The sequence below is a fragment of the Nostoc cycadae WK-1 genome (assembly GCF_002897135.1).
GTDB lineage: Bacteria > Cyanobacteriota > Cyanobacteriia > Cyanobacteriales > Nostocaceae > Nostoc_B.
The window spans coordinates 1-17,115 of the sequence record NZ_DF978446.1; the positions used below are offsets into that span (position 1 = coordinate 1).

Annotated in this window: 11 protein-coding genes; 5 read left to right on the forward strand and 6 right to left on the reverse strand. The window is 43.8% G+C overall.

Annotated elements, in window-relative coordinates:
- The first annotated feature begins 202 nt into the window (after positions 1-202).
- A complete protein-coding gene (locus NCWK1_RS26360; protein ID WP_245894998.1) occupies positions 203-1,237 on the forward strand; it encodes a hypothetical protein in 1,035 nt (344 codons plus the stop codon).
- A 35-nt stretch (positions 1,238-1,272) separates the two neighbouring features.
- Here NCWK1_RS26360 and NCWK1_RS26365 read toward each other — a convergent pair whose 3' ends face one another.
- The 6 genes from NCWK1_RS26365 to rpsT all read right to left on the reverse strand — a co-directional run bounded on the left by NCWK1_RS26365 (position 1,273) and on the right by rpsT (position 13,303).
- Positions 1,273-1,821 (reverse strand): GIY-YIG nuclease family protein, encoded by a 549-nt coding sequence (locus tag NCWK1_RS26365; RefSeq protein WP_103126746.1) that lies wholly within the window; start codon positions 1,819-1,821, stop codon positions 1,273-1,275.
- A 139-nt stretch (positions 1,822-1,960) separates the two neighbouring features.
- A complete protein-coding gene (locus NCWK1_RS26370; protein ID WP_103126747.1) occupies positions 1,961-6,025 on the reverse strand; it encodes a DNA-directed RNA polymerase subunit beta'' in 4,065 nt (1,354 codons plus the stop codon).
- A gap of 92 nt (positions 6,026-6,117) precedes the next feature.
- Positions 6,118-7,995 (reverse strand): DNA-directed RNA polymerase subunit gamma, encoded by a 1,878-nt coding sequence (locus NCWK1_RS30475; RefSeq protein WP_096579138.1) that lies wholly within the window; start codon positions 7,993-7,995, stop codon positions 6,118-6,120.
- 134 nt (positions 7,996-8,129) lie between these two features.
- Positions 8,130-11,429, reverse strand: coding sequence for a DNA-directed RNA polymerase subunit beta (gene rpoB, locus NCWK1_RS26380; RefSeq protein WP_103126748.1), 3,300 nt, complete (start codon positions 11,427-11,429; stop codon positions 8,130-8,132).
- A gap of 723 nt (positions 11,430-12,152) precedes the next feature.
- Positions 12,153-12,935, reverse strand: coding sequence for a TatD family hydrolase (locus tag NCWK1_RS26385; protein WP_096579142.1), 783 nt, complete (start codon positions 12,933-12,935; stop codon positions 12,153-12,155).
- A gap of 83 nt (positions 12,936-13,018) precedes the next feature.
- Positions 13,019-13,303: a 30S ribosomal protein S20 gene (rpsT, locus tag NCWK1_RS26390; protein ID WP_103126749.1), complete on the reverse strand. Its 285-nt coding sequence runs from the start codon at positions 13,301-13,303 to the stop codon at positions 13,019-13,021.
- Between the two features lie 550 nt (positions 13,304-13,853).
- On the opposite strand from rpsT, the gene hisD reads away from it, so the two are divergent.
- The 4 genes from hisD to NCWK1_RS26410 all read left to right on the forward strand — a co-directional run bounded on the left by hisD (position 13,854) and on the right by NCWK1_RS26410 (position 17,087).
- Positions 13,854-15,155, forward strand: coding sequence for a histidinol dehydrogenase (hisD, locus tag NCWK1_RS26395; RefSeq protein ID WP_103126750.1), 1,302 nt, complete (start codon positions 13,854-13,856; stop codon positions 15,153-15,155).
- 199 nt (positions 15,156-15,354) lie between these two features.
- Positions 15,355-15,786 (forward strand): universal stress protein, encoded by a 432-nt coding sequence (locus tag NCWK1_RS26400; protein ID WP_096579148.1) that lies wholly within the window; start codon positions 15,355-15,357, stop codon positions 15,784-15,786.
- 19 nt (positions 15,787-15,805) lie between these two features.
- Positions 15,806-16,393: a Uma2 family endonuclease gene (locus NCWK1_RS26405; protein ID WP_103126751.1), complete on the forward strand. Its 588-nt coding sequence runs from the start codon at positions 15,806-15,808 to the stop codon at positions 16,391-16,393.
- A gap of 31 nt (positions 16,394-16,424) precedes the next feature.
- Entirely contained in the window at positions 16,425-17,087 is a 663-nt protein-coding gene (locus NCWK1_RS26410) for a Uma2 family endonuclease (protein WP_096579152.1), read from the forward strand.
- The last annotated feature ends 28 nt before the right edge of the window (positions 17,088-17,115 follow it).

Consider the following 17,115-nt stretch of genomic DNA (forward strand, 5'->3'; position numbering starts at 1 on the left):
TGAATCAAATTTTTCGTGAATTGGTATTACTCCACAGCAACCAGCAAAAATTAAAACCCTGGCTGAATTAGAACAGGAAATAGCCACACAAGGGCAAGTTCGGAGTAACTCCTCTCAACAAAAACCTGGCAAAGCCAAAAAAGGTATAGGTAAACTGATTTGGATCACAATCCTCCTTGGCGTTCCCGCAGGTATAGTTTGGGTGGCAAATCAGCCTTCACCAATGATTCGCCGGACTGTGGTGCAAAATGCGCCATTGTTGTTGCTCCCCAGTTACATCAGTATAGAACAACATTATCGGCAAGCCTTGGTGTCACTGGAACAAGCTGAATACTTGATTGAAAAACCAACTAGTGCAGCCGATTTAGCGTTGGGTGAAGAACAACTGCAACAGACAAAAATACATCTCAATAATTTGCCAACTGTATTAGCCAACGATTGGCCAGAATATAAATATGGCTGGTATGAATGGCGGTTCAGCGTTTATGGTTTGAATGCGGCGCGTCGTCAAGTAGGACAATTAGAAGCCAAGGCTTTTCAAGAAAAAAATGCTCAAACATTGCTGGTTGATTATAACCAAGCATTCTTAAATGCTAAACAGCAGTATCAACAAGCTACAACTATAACCGATAAAAAGTCAGCGATCGCAGCTTGGCGTTCAGCACTCGATAAATTAGCAGAAATTCCCGGCCAAACCTTAGCTGGACAAACTGCTCAAAATCAACTAGATGGCTACAAGCGAGAATTTCAGGAAGTTGTCGGATTAGCCGCAGGTAATGAACGTGTCAGTACTTTAATTACCGCCGCCCAGCAATTTTCTTGGCAAGCTGCAAAAGCAGGTCAAAATCCACCGCACACCGTTACTGAATGGCAACAAATAGAAAATTTGTGGTCTGAAGCAATTAATCGTTTACAACAGATTTCTTCCTCAGATTTAGTAGGTTATGCCCAAGCACAAAAGTTATTAGCAACTTATGAAACTAATTTGGGTCAGGTGAAAATCAGACGACAAGCTGAGGCTGATGCTGTACAAACTTTAGCTAGAGCGCAACAAGAAATTGAAAACTTAGTAGCTTCTATGCCCAATGACCCCAAAAATTGGGATCGTAATCGGGTAATTAGTCAGTTGCACAGTATTATTAACCAATTAGAAAAGGTAGAAAAAGGTACAACTGTTTATTTAAAAGCTCAAGAGTTGTTGCTATCTGCCAATAATAAATTCAAACAATTCCAGTAAGACTTTTCCATTAATGCTAACTTTTGCACTCTGATTCAAGATTTCAAATCTAGTAATCCTTCTTCTTTTAATTTGGGATTGAAGCGGAGTTGCATTTGCAAACCACGCGATTCTAAAACTTTTAAAATTTCTGCTTCAACTCGCCGTGCTACATTCTTAATAACTTTTATTTGTGCTAACTCATCATTAGCAGGATTTTGATAATTAATCTGTTCTTCTGGTGTCATCAGACTTTTAACGTTGATCGGTTGTGTCCATATTTCTTTATTCTCTCCATTTCCTCTGGGTACAGTTTCATTTTCGGCAATCCAGGCATTTTCAATATTTTCTAAAACTGTACGATTGGGACGTTCAATAGTTTGTCCTTTCACCCAGTAACATTGTTCTGGTTGACGGACTAAATGTTGTTTCAAACTTAAATAAATATCACGAGAATATCCAACAAATTGTAGCGATTTATTTTGGTCAAATATTGCATATACACCTATTTTTCCTTGAAATATGTCAGGTAATTGGCCTGCATCATCAATATAAGGAATATACTCTAGGGTTGTTAAAGATGGAAGATTTGTTTCGTCAGCCATAGCTAAAATTTGATTTGGTGATTCATTAATTGGAAATTCCTATAGTAAATAATTTGAACATAATTTTTACGATATAGTCAAAAGAAAAAGGCAAAAGAAAAGTTTCTTTTGCCTTTTGTGCTAATTATGAACTTTCGATTTACATATCGAAATCATCGTCATCATCGTCAACTTCCTCATATTCATCTTCTTCGTCATCGGATACGAGGTCATGGACTTCATGGACTCCATCAAGAATCAAATCATCTTCATCCAAGATTGAGCCTGTGCGTCGGCTACCATAAGTACCTTCGGTTAGAGAAGGTGTATCTAAATTGTAGGCACGAGCAGTGCGATCGTCTAACACCATATCTAGTGGATCATCTACCTCATCCAGAACGCTGGTGGTGTCCAGAGTTGCGTAATCTTCGAGCGCACCGGGTTCATCATAGGTATTGTATCCAGTACCCGCCGGAATCAAGCGTCCAATAATTACGTTCTCTTTTAGACCCCGCAGCCAGTCAGATTTCCCTTCAATTGCTGCTTCCGTTAAGACCCTGGTGGTTTCTTGGAAAGATGCAGCCGAGATAAAGCTGTCGGTGTTCAAGGATGCTTTGGTGATACCCAACAATACTGGTGTGTATTGCGCTCTCGCACCACCTGTAATCGCCATTGCTTCGTTGACTTGTTCAACTTGGCGCAATTCTACCAACTCGCCAGGCAGCATGGTGGTATCTCCACCATCATCAATCCGCACTTTGTTGGTCATTTGGCGGACAATCACTTCGATGTGTTTGTCGGCAATATCAATCCCTTGGGATTGATACACCAATTGCACTTCGTTCACCAAGAATGTTTGCACCTTCTGCAAAGCATGGCTGGCGCAAGCGTAGACTCCATCTTCAGAACCCAAGCTAAAGAAGATTTCCAGGATTTCGTGGGGGTTAGATGGGCCGTCAGTGATTGGTTGTCCAGCGGCGACGTGATAACCATCAGGTACTATCAAGTTTTGTCCAGGGCCAAGGGGATAGTCGGTGACTACACCATTGGATTCGACAATTTTCACTGCGATCGCTTCATCGCCATCACCATAAACAACCTTGACTTCCCCAGCGCGGCGGACTAAGACGCACGCTTCTTTTGGTTTACGAGCTTCCAGCAGTTCTTCAATCCGCGGCAAACCTTGAATGATGTCTCCGGTTTTAGCTCGTTCAAATACCAACAGCACTAAGTTATCACCGCGCTGTACTAAATCGCCGTCTTCTATCTGCAAAACTGCACCAGGACTGACTCGATAGGGACGACCAGCACGAATAGTTACAGTATAATTCTGCGTACTGAGGGCTGATTCGTCACCAGCTGATGCTGGAGCCGCAGCTTTAATATCTACAATTTCCCCAGATTCTTCTGCAAATACTCCCGGAGTAATTTCGGCACCTTCTACCATCAAATCCCCAACTTTGACCTTGGGTTTAGAGGCAGTTGTCATCGAAATCATGTCGCTGTGACGCAATACTAAGCAACGGCGTACAGTTTCTGTACCTTTTTGTACACCCCGAACAATACCCCCTTCTTTACACAAGATTTGGGTACTGGCGACTACAGCACCAGGAGCAATGGTTTGGCCATCTTGTACTTGCAGTGCTGTCTGAGTACTACCTTGAGTAGCATCAGCAACAATATCCCGCCGAATAACCAACGATTCCAAAATTACTAGCTGCAAGCGCTGTATATCTGGATCTTGCAGATCAGGAACCAATTCAATATCTGCTGCTAAAGGAGAAGCATTATGGTCTTGTTCACCTTCTTGCTCAATTTCCAATACTAGTTGAGTGCGTAACAGTTCCACGCCTTCTACAGATTTGACGCGTTCCGCATCTTTGTAAGGTAGACGCTGTACTGCTCGCAGTTGAATTGAACGTCCGGTTTGCTGACTCACAGATGTGGTGGAAGGTACATCTGGGGTGTTGGGTACGGCAAATTCCACTACAGGCCGACTTAACAAGGCTGGGCCTTCTGGAGATTCTACATACTGGATGTAGCGCAATTCCGTAAAGGTTTGTCCCAACAATTCTTCACCAGGCTGAATAAAGGTGTTATCTCGCCCAATGACCGCTTCTGGATCATCAACCATTAGCAGTTCGCCGGGTTTAACTACCACTTCCCGCAGAATGTCGTTTTTCTGGGTAACTTCTACTACACCGCTGTTTTGGCAGAAGATATCTTTCACGACTTCCGAGCCAGCTTCGACAAACTGACCATCTTCCACTAACAGCAAGGAGATATCTTTATTCACCTCGTGGGTTTCTTCGGGAATCCACAACATTGTGCCTCCCTGTACCACTTCATAACCTTGTTTGGCTTTGCCTTTCTTCTGGACTTCTAGTCCGGCGAATTTCAAAAAGCCACCAGTGGTAGTGCGATAGCGGTCATCAATTAATTCGGCTACTACTTGACCATTCTGCACTTTTGTGCCTGGTGTGGCTCGGAGGTTGAATTCCTGATTATTGCCAGTGGAGATTAGGTAGTTGTTTCGCCCTTGAGAACTGTTAACGGTAACAGCTGCTTGGTCTAATACTACTGAAGCCGTGATGATTTCAATTTCTCTGGTACTCTTACCAGGAGTCGCTTCTGGTAAACGCACCACACCACCATGCTGACTGGTGAGCCTGGTTTCGGCTAAAACGCCGTTCGTGGCGATGCGATCGCCATTATTCACGACCAGTTCTGCACCAGGGGGCAAGTTATAAACTTCCCCAGACAAAATCCAAATCAAACCACCTCGTGATGCGGTGGTTGTGGTGTTACCTTGACGGTCTGTTTTTTGTTCAGCAACGACATCGGCAAATTTGACCTCTCCGGCTAAGTCAGTGGCCACATCTTTGACCGCTTTTTCGGTGTTGGTACGAGTTGTCCGACCACCAATTGCGACTTCTGCCAGTAATTGTCCTAGTTTTACCTGTTGACCATCAACTATATATAGTGTGGAACCTTGGGTAACTTGAATTTCTTGGGCAACTGGAGTTTCTGAACCTTCTTTCTTGGGTTCTAACATCAAGATGCCGTTAGCTTCCACATACAAAGCATCTTCCCCGTGGCGGGTACGGTAGGGTCTTGTCCGCAATTTGCGCGGAATCTTGACTGTCCCAGCCATTTTTGAGCGCACTTGCTGGGCTACTTCTCCAGTGAATACACCCCCGGTGTGGAATGTCCGCATGGTTAGCTGAGTACCGGGTTCTCCGATACTTTGGGCAGCGATGATCCCCACAGCTTCGCCCAAGTCTACCATTTTGGCGTGAGCCAAGCTCCAGCCGTAGCAGTGTTGACAAACAGAACGTGCAGCTTCACAGGTGAGGGGCGATCGCACAACCACTTGTGTTACCCCAGCTTTTTGAATTATTTTTGCTAAGTCATCAGAAATGGGGGTGTTGCGTGGTGCTATTACTTCTTTGGTTGTAGGATGTACTATATCCTCTCCCACTACCCGTCCCATCAAGCGTGTTGCCAGAGGAATCAAGGTTTTGCTACCTTCTGTCATCGACTGTAGAGCTAGACCTCTGCTAGTACCGCAATCAAATTCTCGAACAATCACATCCTGAGATACGTCAACCAGACGGCGCGTCAGATAACCAGAGTCAGCCGTCCGTAACGCTGTATCTACCAATCCTTTACGCGCACCGTAAGAGGAAATAATATATTCTGTGACAGTCAAACCTTCTCGGAAGTTGGTTTTAATCGGTAAGTCAATAATTTCCCCTTGGGGATCTGCCATCAGTCCCCGCATCCCCACTAACTGACGGACTTGGGAAATATTACCCCGCGCCCCAGAAAACGCCATCATGTACACGGAGTTGAGGGGATTAGTTTTCTTGAAATGGACAACTACCTCGTCTTTGAGAGCTTCACTAGTACCATTCCAAGTATCAATTACTTTTTGGAAGCGTTCAACTTCAGTGATTTCTCCCCTCTGGTAACGCGCTTCTGTCGCCCGAATCTCTTCTTCTGCGGCTTCTAGAAGACTGCGCTTACTCGGTGGCACCATCAAATCATCCACACTGATTGATACCCCGGCTCTAGTAGCGTAACGGAAACCTAAATCTTTCAGTTTATCCGCCATCACTGCTGTTCGCGCCGTCCCGTAGTGCGTAAACGCCCAAGAGATAAGATTTCTCAGTTGACCTTTATCAACTACGCGATTGCGAAAAACTTTTTTTTCGTTAGTCATTAGTCATTAGTCCTTAGTCAATAGTCATTGGTCAAGAGTCAACAGTCATCAGTCAAATACTTTTGACTGATGACTTTTGACTTTTGACTTTTTTAACTTGCTAGTGCTTCCTGAATGGCATTGTTGTAAATGACACGTCCAGGTGTTGTGCGTATATACTGAGAAATCAAATTTCCTTGGGAGTCTTCTCGAACTCGGCGGAACTTATACATTAATGTTCGAGTACCGTCATCGTTATTAGTTACTTCCAACGGTTCTGTATCGGGTTGATCTGACTCCAGTTCACCATCAAACCGCACGTAGATGTAGGCATGTAAATCTATTTCCCCTTGCTCAAACGCCATAATTACATCCTCTAGGGACGCAAAGTACTTACCAGCACCTTTCGTAGCGTGAGGATTTTCTGCGGTTAAATAGTATGCCCCCAATACCATATCTTGGCTGGGTGTAATTATTGGTTTACCTGTAGCAGGCGACAAAATATTATTAGAAGCCAACATCAATAACCGTGCTTCTGCCTGACTTTCTAAAGATAGTGGTACGTGTACCGCCATTTGGTCTCCATCAAAGTCAGCATTAAAGGCTGGACACACCAATGGATGCAGTTGAATTGCTCTTCCTTCCACCAAAATTGGTTCAAAGGCTTGAATCCCCAAACGGTGCAATGTCGGTGCGCGGTTGAGCATCACTGGGTGTCCTTCGATCACCTCTTCCAGTACATCCCAAACACTGGGATCATTCCGGGATATCAGCTTCTTGGCAGCCTTAATGTTATTCACCATTCCGCTGCGAATCAAGCGGTTGATCACAAATGGTTGAAATAGCTCAATTGCCATTTCTCTAGGTAAGCCGCACTGGTGAATATTCAGTTTCGGCCCCACCACAATTACCGAACGTCCAGAGTAGTCAACCCGTTTACCTAACAAGTTTTGCCGGAAGCGTCCTTGCTTACCCTCAATAATGTCAGATAAAGATTTTAGCGGTCGGTTATTAGCACCAACTACTGTGCGACCCCGACGACCGTTGTCAATCAAAGCATCTACTGCTTCTTGCAGCATCCGCTTTTCGTTCCGCACAATAATTTCTGGGGCTAAAATTTCTTGTAGGCGCGCTAGACGGTTGTTGCGGTTAATCACCCGTCTGTATAAATCATTCAAGTCACTGGTGGCAAACCGTCCACCATCTAATTGCACCATTGGGCGCAAATCAGGCGGAATCACGGGGATAACTGTCATTACCATCCACTCTGGTTTAGAACCAGTCGCAATGAAGTTATCAATTACCCGCAGGCGCTTAATCAGTTTTGCTCGTTTTTGTCCTTTAGCTGTACTAATTTCTTCGCGTAGACTTTCTGCTTCTTGCTCTAAATTAATATCGGCTAACAAGCGCAGCAGTGCTTCCGCACCAATACCTACCTCTACTCCTTGTAAGGTAGAGTCTTCGCTATAAATTTGGTCTTCAATTTCCAACCACTGGTCTTCACTCAGTAGTTGCTTATAAGTTAAAGTTTCGGCATTACCAGGGCTGAGAACAACATACGAGTTGAAATACACTATTTGTTCTACATCCCTCAAAGGCATATCCAACAGGATGGCAATATAACTGGGAATACCTTTGAGATACCAGACATGGGCTACAGGTGCTGCGAGTTTGATATACCCCATACGATGGCGGCGCACCCTAGATTCTGTGACTTCTACACCACAGCGTTCGCAAACAATACCTCTGTGGCGGACTCTCTTATATTTACCACAGTGACATTCCCAATCTTTTGCAGGGCCAAAGATGCGCTCGCAAAATAAGCCATCCATTTCTGGCTTCAAAGTCCGGTAGTTAATCGTTTCTGGTTTGGTGACTTCACCTACTAATTGACCATTGGGTAGGGTGCGTTCGCCCCATTGCCGAATGCGTTCTGGTGATGCCAAGCCGATTTTTACGTAGTCAAACTGATTAGTTTGGGCTGATCTCATTTCTTTATTACTAAGTTCAAAGTTATGAGTTATGTAAATACACGAGGTTATAAACCCGTGTTAGGAAAGATATTTAGTTTTAGAAGGGAGCGGGGAGAAGAAAAATCCAAAATTTTCTCCTCTCCATTCCCTTTTTACTCGTCGTCTTCCAATGATTCACGGGAAAGAGATTCGTAAGTAGGTCGTGGTGGTGTGCGTCTGGCGGCTTGGTCTGCCATTAAATCGACTTCTACGTCTAAAGAACTCCCATCTGCTTGGGTTTCTACTTTATGAACAGCAATATCTAATCCCAAAGATTGCAGTTCTCGCATCAACACCTTAAAGGATTCAGGTGTTCCTGGTCGAGGAATCGCCTTACCTTTAACGATCGCATTTAGCGCTTCATTTCGTCCCTGCATATCGTCGGATTTGACTGTCAGCAATTCCTGCAAGGTGTAGGCTGCACCAAAGGCTTCCAATGCCCACACTTCCATTTCTCCAAATCGCTGACCACCTTGTTGCGCTTTACCACCCAAGGGTTGCTGAGTAACCAAGGAGTAAGGGCCTGTAGACCGAGCGTGGATTTTATCATCCACTAAATGCACCAGTTTCAGCATGTAAGCCACGCCTACTGTGACTGGTCGGTCAAAGGGTTCACCTGTACGACCGTCAAACACCATGATTTTACCGGGATCATCTGGGTTATATACCCAGTCTCTACCTGTTTCGTCCCGCGCTTCTTGCAATTTGCCATGCACAATTCTGCGGGATGACTCTTCGCCGTACATTTCATCGAAGGGAACTATCTTAAACCGCACTCCCAAGGTATGACCAGCCCAACCCAACAGACATTCAAATACTTGTCCCACGTTCATCCGGCTAGGTACGCCCAAGGGGTTAAGGACAATGTCTACGGGTGAACCATCGGGTAAGTAAGGCATATCTTCCAGGGGCAATATCCGGGAAATAATTCCTTTATTGCCGTGGCGACCCGCCATTTTGTCTCCGACTTGAATTTTTCGCTTTTGCGCGACATACACCCGCACTACCATATTGGCTCCAGGTGGTAGTTCATCGCCTTGTTCACGAGTGAACAAGCGCACATCAACTACGCGACCTTTTTCACCGTTAGGTACACGCAAAGAGTTATCGCGTACATCCCGCGCTTTTTCACCAAAGATGGCTCGCAAGAGTTTTTCTTCTGGTGGTTGGTCAGATTCACCCTTAGGTGTAACTTTACCGACTAAGATGTCTCCTGATTCTACCCATGCCCCAATCCGGATAATGCCTTGTTCGTCTAACTGGCGCAAAGCATCTTCCCCGACGTTGGGAATTTCTCTGGTAATTTCTTCTGGGCCTAATTTTGTTTGTCGAGCCTCAATTTCATATTTTTCAATGTGAATTGAGGTGTAAACGTCATCCTGTACCAGTCGTTCAGAAATCAAAATTGCGTCTTCATAGTTGTAGCCTTCCCAAGGCATATAAGCGACGACAATATTTTGTCCTAGTGCTAGTTCACCACCTTCTGTGGAGGAACCATCTGCTAGGACTTGTCCAGCCACAACTCGTTCACCCATTCTGACCAAGGGTTTTTGGTTTAAACAGGTATCTTGGTTAGAACGTTGGTATTTAGAAACGGTGTATCTAATTTCTGGTGCATTTGGTTTGGGACGGACGCGAATTTCTGTCGCGTCTACATAGGTAACATCCCCATCAGTTCGGGAGACAATTACCATCCCAGAGTCTCTCGCGCCTTGAGCTTCCAAACCAGTTCCGACTAAGGGACGCTCTGGTTTGAGCAAGGGTACTGCTTGGCGTTGCATGTTAGAACCCATCAGCGCTCGGTTAGCATCGTCATGTTCCAAGAAAGGAATCATACTGGTTGCTACCGATACAATCTGCACTGGGGAAACGGCTACGTAGTCTACCTGTTCTGGTGTCGTGGTGGAGAATTCTTGGCGGTAGCGGACTGGTACTTGTGGCCCAATAATGTAGCCATTTTCATCAACTGGAATATCTCCTGGTGCTACCCGCAGATCATCTTCTTCATCGGCGGTCATGTACACGGGTGCTAGGTCAAATCTGACCCGTGCGTTTTCTACTGGTCGGAATGGTGTTTCTAAAAATCCGTACTGGTTAACGCGTGCATGGGTCGCCAAGGAACCAATCAAACCAGCGTTGGGGCCTTCTGGAGTTTCGATGGGACAAATCCGTCCGTAGTGGGAGGGGTGAATATCCCGTACCGCAAACCCTGCCCGTTCTCTGGTCAAACCACCAGGGCCTAAAGCGGAAAGTCGGCGTTTGTGGGTCAGTTCTGCCAGGGGATTGGTTTGATCCATGAACTGACTTAATTGGCTGGAACCAAAGAATTCTTTGATAGCTGCGACTAATGGTTTGGGGTTAACCAAAGATGCTGGTGTCAAAACTTCGGCATCAGATACAGTCATCCGTTCGCGGATAATCCGTTCTAAGCGGTTTAAGCCAACTCTTACTTGGTTTTGCAGTAATTCGCCCACACTTCTGACACGGCGATTACCCAAGTGGTCGATGTCATCTATGCTACCGATGTCATATTCTAGGTTGATCAGGTAATCGACTGCTGACAAAATATCGCCAGGAGTCAGGACACGCATGGTGTCAGGAACTGACAGCCGCAATTTCTTGTTGAGTTTATAGCGACCAACTCGACCCAAGTCATAGCGTTTGGGATCGAAAAAGCGAGAATCTAATAGTTGTTGTCCACCTAATACGGTTGGTGGTTCACCGGGACGAAGTTTACGATACAACTCCATCAGGGCTTCTTCTTCTGAGAATTGCCCTTCTTTTTCGATGGTTTTTTGGAAATATTCTGGGTGGCGGAGGGCATCAAAAATTTCGTTATCCGATAAACCCAATGCTTTCAGCAGTACCTGCGCTGAAAGTTTCCGGGTTTTGTCGATGCGTACCCAAACTAAATCATTTCGGTCTGTTTCAAATTTTAGCCATGCTCCTCGGTTAGGAATGAGGCTGGCTGAATAAGTCCGTCGCCCGTTTTTATCGATTTCTGATTTGTAGTAAACTCCAGGCGATCGCACAATTTGGTTGACAATTACCCGCTCGGCTCCGTTAATAATGAACGTGCCGCGATCGGTCATTAACGGCAAATCACCAATAAATACTTCTTGTTCTTTAATGTCCCCTGTTTCTTTGTTCAACAGGCGTGTAGGGACATACATCTGCACTGCATAAGTACTATCTCGCCGTTTTGCTTCCTCAACGCTGTATTTTGGCTCCTTCAGTTTATAGTTATGTCCTAAAAAATGCAGTTCGAGTTTACCTGTATAGTCTGTAATAGGACTAAAGGAGTTCAGTTCTTCTATCAACCCTTCTTCTAAAAACCAGCGAAAGCTTGATCGCTGAATTTCAATCAAGTCGGGCAACAAAAAGGCGGGTTCCAGATATTTGTCGTTATTCATGCCTCTACCTTTGTCAACCTGGTTAAACTTTTAGAGGACACTGCTGTGGGACGGTTCCTGCTACTAGCCAGTGTCCGTATTTGTTGGGGAACTTCTCCTTGTGCCACCTGTTATGGATTTATGCAGCTAACCGCAGCATTTTTTTAATCTGGACAGGGTGATTTTGACAAGGGGGGTAAACGCCCTTGCAAGCCATCAATAGCTGTTAAAACCCAGCTATTAACTTGTTTTCTCAACGAAAAGTTGAGATATTTCTGCATTTGCTTTACTTTCCTCACTTCCCCTCTCAAAAGCGCGTAGATTAGCTTACGCTTCTCAAAATTGTTGCACCTTTAAATACACCGTTTATCTTGACGGCAAATCAAAAGATAATCAGCCGGATGATATAGGCGTTGAATCAAAATGGCTATATTTTGGTGGGTTTTACTCACAAGATACTTACTTTTAACAATTTTCTATAGTTTTAGATACAAAGCAGGGTATATTTTGCCAAATTTTAGCTCAATGTTGGTTGTCACGGTTATTCTTTTATGCCGAGCATCCGTATGTGGAGAGTGGAGGATGGTCAAGTTGATAACAATAAATAAGCTTAAAAGTTTTTTGTTTCTTCCTTTATCATTATGACGCAAGCAAAATGTTTTGGAGGGATTAATATTAACATATTTTTATCCTCCTGAGCTTTTAATTATTTTTACCACACCCTGTAATCACCATATTTGACTTTTATAAAGCCAAACCAAATAATTTACAGGCATTTTGCGTGGTTTGGTGGGCGATCGCTTCTACAGTCTCTCCCCGCAATTCGGCTAATTTTTCCGCTACATAGCGCACATAAGCCGGTTCATTGCGTTTCTCACCCCGTTTGGGAACAGGAGCCAAAAAAGGACAGTCTGTTTCGATTAGTAAGCGATCGCTACTGACCATAGCGGCTGAGGCGTGAATCTCTTTAGCGTTTTTGAATGTGACAGTCCCGCTAAAGCTAATGTAAAAACCCAGGTCAAGGAACCATTGGGTTTCTTCTGGTGTTCCACCCCAGCAGTGCATTACACCCCGAATTCCTCCTTGGATTTCCTGCCATTTTTGCAAAATTTCCCTGACATCACTGGCCGCATCACGACAGTGAATAATTACAGGGAGGTTGAGTTCAGAGGCGATCGCTAATTGCGATTCAAAAACTAGGCGCTGTTGCTCATAGTTTTCAGCTTTGTAGTAATCCAGCCCCATTTCTCCAATCGCCACTACTTTTGGTTCGGAACTTGCCAAGGATTTAATTGTCTCGGCTGTATAACTTTGCCATTTTTCGGCATCCAAGGGATGCAGGCCAACGGCAAAACTCAGTTCGGGAAATTGGTGAGCAATAGTTTGAATGCTAGAAAACTCTGATGGTTCAACACAGGAGTGTACTAATCGCACTACCCCCGCTTCTTGCCATCGCGATCGCACTGCGGCTAAATCTGGCTGGAAGTTATCAAAGTTAAGATGAACGTGGGTGTCAATTAGTTGCATTTTAGTCAAATGTCAATGGTCAATAGTCCAGAGTTAATAACTAAGACTTTGGACTATTGACTTTGGACTAATTACTGTGGTGTTTAGGTGACTGGCTTGAGTTTATGAGCCAATCTCGATTTTTTCCTAGCCCCATTGTTAGGGTGCAGAATGCCTCGCTTGACAGCTTTATCGATTTTGCTGTAAGCCTCAGCCAGACGCTCATCTACTTGTTGTTTGAGTTCGGGCGTAGGATTAGCCGCGTAGGTTGCTACCACAGTCAAGTATTTTTTCATCAGCGTCTTAACAGCTGATTTGTAAGTTTTATTCCGCAGCCGATTGCGTTCGGCGATATTGGCGCGTTTAAGAGCAGACTTTGTATTCGCCACAGTCGATTCCAAAAAGACTATTGATATGTACACACACTACTAGATTTACTAATATAGCATTCATCTTGCCAATGTCAGAATTTCTCAAAAAAATATTGAGACTGAGTTCAAGACTCAAAGGTATTGGGAAATGAGCCATTCTCTGGCAATTTTTTCAGTAGATTTAATTTGTATGCCAAACCAAGTAAATAAGCTAAAATAAAGTACTTCAATAAATTATCTACCTAACTAACTACCACCTGAACCAGCGGTGTGACTGTCAATGTTACTTCCGAATCAGGCTGTATTGTCAGTAGACAGAAACTATAAATATAAATTTCAGGTGTTTACGTGTACACAAATCATACATTGTTTTTGTAAGCATGTTAAAACCTGAGAAACTTCCTCATCTAAATTAAGTAACCCATGTGCTGGCAGCCTTGGGAGTATCAAAAAAATCCAGGTTAAGCTAGAGATGAGAATCAAAGTAAAGCTTGCTCCTTTTGGGGGTCAAGCGCAAGGCTAATTCTCAAGCGGGAATAATCTAAAATTTTGGCATTTTCCTTACTCCATGCTGCGAATCATTACTCAGCAGGCAGACGTTAAAGCAGAACTACAACGTATCTGCGATCGCACCCATGACGAACAGGTGGTTCACAAAGAAGCAACGGTGCGGGAAGTGTTGCAAGCTGTGAAGCGCCAAGGCGACAAAGCTGTGTTACATTACACTGCTGAATTTGACAACCAAACCTTGAAGCTGGAAGAACTGCGCGTCACGGGTTCCGAACTAGATACAGCGTACCAACAAGTATCTCAAGAATTGCTCCAAGCAATTCAGTTAGCTGCTCGTCAAATTGAAGCATTTCACCGTCAGCGAGTCCCCAAAAGCTGGGTAAACTTCGGAGAAGATGATGTGGTGTTGGGTAAACGCTACACCCCTGTAGATCGAGCCGGGATATATGTACCTGGTGGTCGTGCAGCTTATCCGAGTACGGTGTTGATGAACGCCATTCCAGCAAAAGTGGCTGGTGTCCCACGAGTTGTCATGGTAACACCACCAGGGGCGGGAAAAGTCATTAGCCCCGCTGTACTAGTGGCAGCCCAAGAAACAGGAGTGCAAGAAATTTATCGCGTTGGGGGAGCGCAGGCGATCGCAGCTTTAGCTTATGGGACAGAAACAATTCCGAAAGTCAATATAATTACTGGCCCAGGCAATATTTACGTCACCTTAGCCAAAAAACTTGTCTATGGCACTGTGGGCATTGATATGCTGGCGGGGCCAAGCGAAGTGCTAATTATTGCCGATGAATTTGCCAATCCGGTGCATGTGGCTGCTGATATGTTAGCCCAAGCCGAACATGATCCAATGGCAGCAGCGATTTTGCTGACCACTGATCCGGCTTTGGCAAAAAATGTCCAAGTCGCCGTTGAAAGACAATTAGTTGATCATCCCAGACGGATAGATACCGAAAAAGCGATCGCTCACTACGGCTTAATTGTGTTGGTAGAATCTCTCGAAGCAGCCGCAGAACTCTCCAATGAATTTGCTCCAGAACACTTAGAGTTAGAGGTTAAAGACCCTTGGGCAATTCTGCCCCAAATCCGCCACGCTGGGGCGATATTTTTAGGTTACTCTACACCAGAAGCTGTCGGTGATTATTTAGCAGGGCCAAACCATACATTGCCCACTTCTGGCGCGGCTCGTTATACTTCGGCGTTAAGTGTGGAAACCTTCCTCAAACATTCTAGTATTATTCAGTACTCACCAACTGCCTTGCAAAAAGTCGCAGGTGCAATTGATGCCCTCGCCACAGCGGAAGGCTTACCATCCCATGCTGATTCAGTCCGGCGGCGGATTCAACAAGATGAGTGAGGGGGAATGCTTAATTTTTTCCGATACTTTTAGCAAATAGTATTCTTGGGCTGCACACTTAAAGATTAAACTGTATTGCTGAAAAGCAATGGGCGATCGCCCAATATACATAACACAAGATAAACTTCAGTTTCCATCAATAAGATTATTGGTGTAAGTACTAGAGTTTCAGGGGTCTACTTTTGAGGAGACAAGGGCAGTGCTAAACAATATTTTGATAGCTCTGGATGGTTCGGATATTGCAGAACGCGTAATTCAGGTTTTGGATAATTTGGTATTATCACCCGAAACCAAAGTCGTTCTTTGTCATGTGTTTCCCACTCCAGATTCAGATATGGAACTACCCGCAGATCGTCCTCATCCTGAATCTCCCACTTTGTCTTATTTCCAAATTGAAAAACAGCTGCAATCTTATCAAGAAAAATTATCTATTCAAAGCGCAGTAGAATTAGTCACTGGCGAAGCTGCGGATGAAATTATTCGCCTAGCTAATATTTACAAAGCTGATTTGATTATTATTGGTAGTCGCGGATTAACTGGAATGAAGCGAATTGTCCAGGGTTCTGTGAGTAGTCAAGTGGTGGAAGAAGCTAATTGTTCTGTATTAGTGGTAAAACCAAATAAAAATTAATAATGGTCGTAAAAGTAGTATGACTACTATCACTCCAAAACTCACTTTTGCCGAATATTTAAAATACAATGATGGCACTGATACTCGTTACGAACTAGTCAATGGAAAATTAATTCCCATGAGTTTGGGAAGTGGGCAACATGGGGCAGTAATCGGATTTATCACTCAATTTTTTCAGAATGAAATTATTAGACTAAATTTGAATTGGACTGCCAAAGCAATGGTAATTGGTGTGTGTTCTCCCCGTGCTGGTAAATGGGAAACATCCAGAATTCCTGATGTCGTGATTATTCCCTTACCTCAATGGCGAGAATTAAGAAATCGGGAAGCAGTGATTGAAATTAATGAACCACCTCCATTGTTAGTAGTAGAAGTTGTCAGTGAATCAACCAAAACTGTAGATTATCGAGCCAAACGAGTTGAGTATAATGCTCTAAATATTCCAGAGTATTGGATTGTTGATCCGTTAATCAATAAAGTGACTGTTTTCACATTGATTGATGAATTATACGAACCCGCAGAATTTTTTGGAGCAGAAAGAATTTTATCGGCAACCTTGCCCGAATTAAAATTAACAGTTGAGCAAGTGTTATCTGCTGAAGAGTAAATAGCTCATCACTGTCAACTACGAAGGTATTATGTATAACTATGATCCTTTAGAATGTTTACCTTCATCGGCAGAATTGCCAGATTCTGATGATACCCCTGTGGATAACGAACTGCAAATATTAATTCCCAATTTACTATTAGCCATCTTAGCGGCAATTTGGCAAACTCGTGATGACTGGTTTTTCGGAATTAATATGGCAATTTATCATACACCTGGTAAACCAGCCATAGTTCCTGATGGATTTTTGAGTTTGGGTGTAGAACGTTTTGTTGGGGAAAATGGACGTTCTAGCTATGTTTTTTGGGAGGAAGAAGGAATTCCACCAATTTTAGCGTTAGAAGTAGTTTCTCAAACTTACAACGGCGAATATGAACATAAAAAAATTGATTATGCCGAATTAGGCATTTTGTATTATGTGATTTACGCACCAACGCGGCTACGTCGTAAACGTCAACGTTTAGAAGTTTATCGGTTAGTTGAAGGTAAATACATTTTACAAACAGGGGATAAAGTTTGGTTGCCCGAAATTGGTTTAGGTATTGGCAGGGAACAGGGTATTTATCAAGGAAGAACACGAGAATGGCTATTTTGGTACGACGAAAATGGCAACAGATACCAAACCGCAGAAGAACAATTGCAAAATTTATTAACTAAATTACAACAGCAAGGAATTGACCCAAATAAACTTTAATTCGTATTTTGTCACTCTAAGAAAATAA

Excerpts from the sequence above, each read along its gene's own strand:
- hisD (WP_103126750.1), top strand. The coding sequence starts at position 13,854 with ATGCTGCGAATCATTACTCAGCAGGCAGACGTTAAAGCAGAACTACAA.
- NCWK1_RS26410 (WP_096579152.1), top strand. The coding sequence starts at position 16,425 with ATGTATAACTATGATCCTTTAGAATGTTTACCTTCATCGGCAGAATTG.
- NCWK1_RS30475 (WP_096579138.1), bottom strand. The coding sequence starts at position 7,995 with ATGAGATCAGCCCAAACTAATCAGTTTGACTACGTAAAAATCGGCTTG.
- rpoB (WP_103126748.1), bottom strand. The coding sequence starts at position 11,429 with ATGAATAACGACAAATATCTGGAACCCGCCTTTTTGTTGCCCGACTTG.
- NCWK1_RS26385 (WP_096579142.1), bottom strand. The coding sequence starts at position 12,935 with ATGCAACTAATTGACACCCACGTTCATCTTAACTTTGATAACTTCCAG.
- NCWK1_RS26405 (WP_103126751.1), top strand. The coding sequence starts at position 15,806 with ATGACTACTATCACTCCAAAACTCACTTTTGCCGAATATTTAAAATAC.
- NCWK1_RS26365 (WP_103126746.1), bottom strand. The coding sequence starts at position 1,821 with ATGGCTGACGAAACAAATCTTCCATCTTTAACAACCCTAGAGTATATT.
- NCWK1_RS26370 (WP_103126747.1), bottom strand. The coding sequence starts at position 6,025 with ATGACTAACGAAAAAAAAGTTTTTCGCAATCGCGTAGTTGATAAAGGT.